General features: G+C 35.1%; 4 protein-coding genes. 3 read left to right on the top strand and 1 reads right to left on the bottom strand.

Translation table 11 applies throughout. The features are described from left to right. The 3 genes from VKJ25_RS21560 to VKJ25_RS21550 all read left to right on the top strand — a co-directional run. The coding region (locus VKJ25_RS21560) for a CAAD domain-containing protein (protein ID WP_324238703.1) at positions 1 to 482 on the top strand (482 nt) is incomplete at its 5' end. A gap of 607 nt (positions 483 to 1089) precedes the next feature. Beyond that, the gene (locus VKJ25_RS21555; RefSeq protein WP_324238702.1) at positions 1090 to 1557 is read left to right on the top strand and encodes a hypothetical protein; all 468 of its coding nucleotides are present in this window, start codon (positions 1090 to 1092) and stop codon (positions 1555 to 1557) included. A gap of 501 nt (positions 1558 to 2058) precedes the next feature. Continuing rightward, positions 2059 to 4851 (top strand): EAL domain-containing protein, encoded by a 2793-nt coding sequence (locus VKJ25_RS21550; protein WP_324238701.1) that lies wholly within the window; start codon positions 2059 to 2061, stop codon positions 4849 to 4851. A 955-nt stretch (positions 4852 to 5806) separates the two neighbouring features. Here VKJ25_RS21550 and VKJ25_RS21545 read toward each other — a convergent pair. Continuing rightward, complete coding sequence (locus VKJ25_RS21545) at positions 5807 to 6871, bottom strand: ABC transporter ATP-binding protein (RefSeq protein ID WP_324238700.1); 1065 nt, start codon at positions 6869 to 6871, stop codon at positions 5807 to 5809. Between the last annotated feature and the right edge of the window lie 25 nt (positions 6872 to 6896).

The raw sequence follows: 6896 nt of genomic DNA, 5'->3' as shown, positions 1-6896 counted from the left end.
TAGTAGATAAAGATAAGGTAGCAGAAACTAAAGTTGCGACGCCAACTACTCCTCCGGTAGTAGATAAAGATAAGGTAGCAGAAACTAAAGTTGCGACGCCAACTACTCCTCCGGTAGCAGAGCAAGTTAAGGTAGCAGCAAAAACTAAAACTGCAACGCCAACTAATCCTAAGACAGTGGTAGCAGAAAGTAAAGCTGCAACACCAGCAACTACTACAAACTCAAATGCTGAAGAACATCAACCTCAACGAAAAATAGTTGGTTCAGTGCTATTAGCACTATTAATATTAGTCTTAGGTATTAGCCTTATTCAAGCCTTACAAGGAATTTCTATTTTCTCAGTTAGCTTTGAAATTATTGGGATAGGATATGTTTGTTGGTTTATTTACCGTTATTTGTTGCGAAAATCTGATCGGCAAGAATTATTAGATAAAATTCAACAAATTAAAGGAGAAATTATTGGTAAAGAATCTCTTAAATAGTAAGCATTGAACCGTGATTTTGTCTCCTAGGTCGGACCTGAGCTGAAAGCTCTTAGCTCTTAGCTTTAGAGGATAAATTTAATAAATAATATCAAATTCTACAATTCAATATTGTAGAGTTTTGGTCTCCAAACTTTGCCAAGATTGAAGTTTTTGCCTATATTTATTTTATCCTCCAAAAGTGGATTTAATATTAATAGCTGAAGTACTGACTGCTAATAGCTGAATGCGAGCGCATTCCCCAGAAAATGCTTACCTGAAATAAGAATTTTATTTACTAAAAAAAGGGGAATTAAAACATTTTAAAGTGAAATAGAAATTTTGCTATTTTATCAAAAAATGAGGTATAAAGCCTCCCCTGGTTCGGGGATGAAAAAATTTTAACACCGTTCCCGAGAAATCAGTATTTCAAGCCTCCGAGTTTAGTTCGGAGGTTCACTCTCTACTGATAACTGATAACTGAAATGACATTTCCCCTATAATTTTTTTGATTAATAAATAAAATCTCAAGTCTCTCTTTTTAAGCAATGCTTGATAGAGCTTAAAATCAAACTTCACAAATTAGAAAACAGCACCCTACATGAATATATATAAAAACAAAAAAACTATGTTATTTTTAGGAGTATTGTTTTCATTAGCAGGGGTAGAGAAAGTTACCCCAGTTTTATCTCAAGATTTACCATCTGCACCTATATTTGAAAATGTTAACCTGGAGCCAAAATCTCCTCCAAAACAAATCATTATAAGAGGGTTAAGTGGAGGACCAATGTCTGCGAAAGAAACAATAGGGAGAGAAAATACTGTCACAGGACCATGTGTAGGTTTTATTGATAAAGAACCAGATCATAGAATCATTTTAAAAGGCTTTTTTAAATCTCTGAAACTTGAAGTTAAAAGTAGTGAAGATACAACTTTAGTAATTAGAGGTCCTGGAGGTAGTTGGTGTAATGATGACTTTGAAGGAAAAAATCCAGGAATTATAGGTCAATGGTTTTCGGGCACTTATGAAATTTGGATAGGTTCTTACCAAAGAAATAAATATTATCCTTATGTAATAAAAATTACTCAAGAATAAAAATTATTTATTACTGATTTGAGAAGTCAGATATAGGAATTATTAAGATAGGGTGTAAGTTATGATAATTTTAAAATGTCAGAGCCACTAATGGAGACTGCTATAATATAAAAAGAATATCTGTAAAAAGAATATCTGAATCAAGACTTATGGGAGCCAACCAAGAATCTGGGTTTATTGCCCTGATTGTTGTTGTTCAAAATACTAAATTTAGTTAATAAACCCAGTTTATGCCTAAGTCTTGTTAACTATAATTAACTTACTTACAATGTAAGCATTTCCTGCGGAATGCTGCGCAAACAGGTATTAGCTATCAGCAAATCCTATCTAAACCTTAAAATGGCTTTAAATGAATATAAGCTTAAAAGTCGGCTTTGATAGTAAGATTAAATTTATCTCAGACTAATAAAGTTTTTATCTCAAACTAAAATAAATAGCTGACTACTGAGTGCTGAATGCTTACCTTACAATTAAACCGAAAATTATACTCATATAAATGATATGTTTCCTTTAATAAATAGTTGTATTTGGTTGTTGGATAGAGCAGGAAGCTTTGTAGGAAGTATTCCGATAGATGGGGAATTATCCCCTAAAAAGAATATGTCTCTGAAAGTTCAAATCCGTAAATTTCTGGAAAATACTCAGAAAAATATTTTGAGCGATCAAATTTCAATTTGTTTAGCAACAAATCGTCAAATAGAAGTTCAACATCAATTTCAAATAGGAGAAGAACAGGTAAAATTTAACGCCAGTATCTATCCAATAAATCAAGAAAAAGTTATATTAATTCCTCACAATATTAAACTTATTAACTCCCATAATAAATCACAAGAATCATTGTCATTGCATGGTGAAGTAGATGAGCAATTACAAACACTTTTAGAAGCAATACCAGGATTAGTTTCTTGGATTAGTTCAGACTTATGTTATTTGGGAGTTAATAACCATTTAGCTGATATATTCAAGATGTCTCCTGAAGAGTTTATTGGTAAAAATATTGGCTTTTTGACTGGAAATAATGCAGATTTTAGTATGTTTGTTAGCAATTTTTTTGCTAGTCAAGCTACAGTTACTGTCCATGAAATGAATGGAGCTGCCGGTCAATATCTCATAGTTGCTCAAAAATACAACCAGGGTAAAGCAGCATGTACTGTCGGAATTGATATTACTGAACTACGACAAACTGAAAACAAACTAGCATTGACAGGTAAAGCGGTAGAAAGCAGCAGTGAAGCAATTAGTATGACTGATGCTAATGGCAATCACATTTTTCAAAATCCAGCATTCACTAAACTTTTTGATTATAGAAATGTAGATGAACTAAATGCTATTGGTGGGTTGCTTAGTTTAATCACAGATACAAAACTAGCTCAACAAATATCTGATAGTATGAAGAGTGGAAGTGGATGGAATGGAGAAGTTACTTGTCAAAGTCGCAGAGGTAAAATTATTCAGATTTTGATGCGTATCGATGTGATCAGAGATGTAACAGATAAAATTATTGGGTTTGTTGCTGTTAGCACTGATATTACTGAACGTAAGCAAGCAGAAAAAAAATTACGGGAAAATGAACGCAGGTTTAGATCCTTAATCGAAAATAGCACGGATATTATCCAGATTTTAGACAGTAATGGCATTTATCAATATGTTAGTCCTTCCCAAAAACGAATTTTAGGTTACACTTCAGAGGAATTAATTGGCAAATCTATATTAGACTATATTCATCCTAATGATAGATGGTGGATGAAACAGGTAATAGAAGGAGTAAAACAACATTCAAAAGCACGTCGGGGATTAGACGAATATCGAGTTTGTCATAAGGATGGTACTTGGTGTGTATTTGAAGCTGTGGTAATGAATTTACTTGACGATGAATCAGTTCAGGGAATTGTAGTTAATTGTCATGATGTCACCGAAAAAAAATCAGCAGAGGAGAAACTGCGACATCAATCTTTGTATGATAGTCTTACAGACTTGCCAAATAGAGCTTTATTAATGGATAGACTACAGCAAACATTATTGCACCACAAAAATTCCTCTGACTTGTTTGCTATACTGACAATTAATTTAGATCGATTTAAGATCATCAATGAAAGTCATGGTCATTCTATGGGAGATAAGCTCTTAATTGAAATTGCTCAACGAATCAAAAGTTGTTTACGAAGGGGAGATACGGTAGCACGCATCGGCAGTGATGAATTTGTTATTCTTTTGGAAAAAGTTCACGATCTAGAAGATGCTGTTGGTTTAGCAACTCTAATCGAAACCGTGATTTCTCAACCTCTAAAATTAGATGGTCATCAACTATTTATTACTGCTAGTATCGGCATTGTTATTAGTTCCGATGAATATCAATGGGCAGGAGATATGCTCCGAGATGCTAATATTGCTATGGATCAGGCTAAAGAAAATAACCCAGGTAGCTATTTGGTATTTACCAGTTATATGCACAGTTATGTTACAGAAAAGATGCAGTTAGAGCGTGACTTACGCCAAGCGGTGGAGATTATAGAAGAATTGGGGTGTCTAATTGAAAACACTTTTTTACTCAACTATCAACCAATTGTTTCTTTAAGTACAGGGAACTTAGTAGGTTTTGAAGCTTTAGTGCGTTGGCAACATCCAGAGCGTGGTCTAGTTCCTCCAACAAAGTTTATCCCGATAGCAGAGGAAACAGGTTTGATTATTCCTTTGGGTCAGTGGATATTTTGGGAAGTTTGTCGTCAACTGCAAGAATGGCAGAAAATCTACCCTCAAATTCAACTTACTATAGCTGTCAATATTTCTGGAAAACAGTTTTCCCAACCTAACTTAGTTTCACAAATTCAACGTATTTTGCAAAAGACAGGTATTAATCCTAAATGGTTAAAAATAGAAATTACAGAAAGTGTAGTCATGGATAATGCTGAGTCTGCTACTATAGTTTTATCTAAACTACAGAAGTTGGGAATGCAGTTAAGTGTTGATGATTTTGGTACAGGATATTCATCTCTGAGTTATTTACATCGTTTTCCTCTGAATACTCTCAAAATTGATAAATCTTTTGTGACAAATATCGGTGCTAATGGGGAAAATCATGAGATTGTACAGGCAATTGTGACATTAGCTCATAGTATGGGATTGGATGTAATAGCAGAAGGGATTGAAAATGAAGAACAATTAGCTCAACTGATAAATTTAGGATGTGAATATGGTCAAGGATATTTGTTTTCTAAACCTATAGATGTGGCAGAAGCAACTGCATTATTGGGTTGTAATTTTTATTGTGAAATGGCTAATACCTTGAGTTCTTAACTAGAAAACAGGGAACAGGAAGTAGGGGAGTGTAGTTTTAGGTTGGGAAAAAGTACCTGGTTTTGACCTACTTAATGCACGGTTCCCGAAAAATCGAAAAGTTAACATTTTATATCATCTCCGGTTGAATAATTAGACTTTGGTGGAAGGAAGGCAGAAGCTTTTATGCCATTTCCACCTTGATTTTATACCTGAACTTCCCCCTGCTAAATGTACTATAAAGCTCTAAAACTTTTATCAATCTTACTTATGATAGAGCGATAGAACTCCGTTCCGCGCTCCGCGACCACCTTTTTTTTGTGTAGCCATGTATTTTGGTAATATTTCTTAATATAACCTTACAGGGAGTATCTGCTAAAATATAGTCATGTATTTTGACTCGCGCTCACTACAACAAAAACAGGACTTACGCAAAGGCAGTATATATAGAGTATTTGTGCGTTGTGTGTTGTGCGCTTTTCATGTCGCGCAGCGTTTCGGCCCTTGAGCCGATATATAAAGCGGAGCTTTGCGGAACGCAAAACGCACCCTACCAATAGCATTCCTGCGTAAGTCCTAAAAAAGCAGTTAGATATTATAGATCAGGACTTACGCAAAAGCTCTATATATAGAGTGTTGGTGCGTTGTGCGTTGTAGGCTTTTCATGTCGCGTAGCGTTTCGACGCTTGAGCCGACATATAAAGCGGAGCTTTGCGGAACGCGAAACACACCCTACCAGTAGAGTCCATGGGTAAGCCCTATAAATAATTTCAGAACTCTACACTCATTGTAGTCAGTAAATAGGGGTGGATAATTCGATCTATCTCTTGTACAGCATAAATTGTAGCCTTTTGTCAAAGGGGAAGTTCAGTTATACACGCTCCGATGCTACCGGACATGATATTAGGCACATCGTTGGCAAAAAAATTACTCCCCTACTCCCCCACTCCCCACACTCTGCTTTTTTCAGCAAACCCTATTGAATGCGATCGCCAGAATCTACATCAAACCAATGAATGTGTTTAGTAGGTAATTCTAAAGTTATTAAATCATCCCAAGTTTGGTCATAAGGAGCTATAACTTTAATATTTTCTGCTGAATTTTCTACTTGTAAAATTAATAATTTTTCCTTGCCTAAATATTCTACTAAAACCACTTTTCCTCTAATAGTAATTCCCAAATTTTCGGTGGAAGAAAAACGTATATCTTCCGGTCTAATACCCAGAGTAATTTGTTTCTTTCTCACAGAAAAATCTGGCAAAGGTATTTTAAAATCGCCGAAAATAGCATAATTTTCCTCACATTTAAGAGTGAGTAAATTCATTTGCGGACTACCAACAAAACCTGCCACAAATTTATTTGCCGGACGAGTATAAATTTCATCGGGTCTATCAATTTGTTGTAAATAACCATCAGATAAAATTGCTACTTTACTAGATAAAGTCATAGCTTCTGTTTGATCGTGAGTAACATAAACTACCGGTTTTTGTTGAGAATTAAATAACTGTTTTAACTCCGCCCGTACCTGTTCCCGTAATAACGCATCTAAATTACTCAGAGGTTCATCTAATAAAAATACCTCCGGGTTCCGTACCAATGAACGAGCTAATGCTACCCGTTGCCTTTGTCCTCCAGACATTTGCTTGGGTTTGCGAGCTAATAAATTTACTAAATCTAATTTTTGGGCAACATGATTAACTCGTTGCTGAATTTGATCTGGGGGTATTTTGCGAAGTTTCAGGGAAGCAGCAATATTTTCAAAGACAGTCATGTGGGGATAGAGAGCATAACTTTGAAACACCATAGCAATATTACGATCGCCCGGTGCTAGATTTGTGACATCGCGATCGCCAATTGTGACTTGACCTTGACTGGGTGTTTCTAAACCTGCAATAAGTCTTAGTAGGGTTGATTTTCCACATCCAGAAGGTCCTAATAAAGTTAAAAATTCTCCATCACCAACTTCGATATTTATATCTTTAACAGGAATAACATTAGCAGCAAATTGTTTTCTGAGATTTTTTAATTGCAGTTTTGCCATAATTTGAAATGGTTTTGGTTGTAGG

Source organism: Okeania sp., assembly GCF_035285525.1.
Classification (GTDB): domain Bacteria; phylum Cyanobacteriota; class Cyanobacteriia; order Cyanobacteriales; family Microcoleaceae; genus Trichodesmium.
Note: the sequence above shows the minus strand (reverse complement) of the source record. Positions and strands in the feature narration are given on the sequence as shown.

Excerpts from the sequence above, each read along its gene's own strand:
- VKJ25_RS21555 (WP_324238702.1), top strand. The coding sequence starts at position 1,090 with ATGTTATTTTTAGGAGTATTGTTTTCATTAGCAGGGGTAGAGAAAGTT.
- VKJ25_RS21550 (WP_324238701.1), top strand. The coding sequence starts at position 2,059 with ATGTTTCCTTTAATAAATAGTTGTATTTGGTTGTTGGATAGAGCAGGA.
- VKJ25_RS21545 (WP_324238700.1), bottom strand. The coding sequence starts at position 6,871 with ATGGCAAAACTGCAATTAAAAAATCTCAGAAAACAATTTGCTGCTAAT.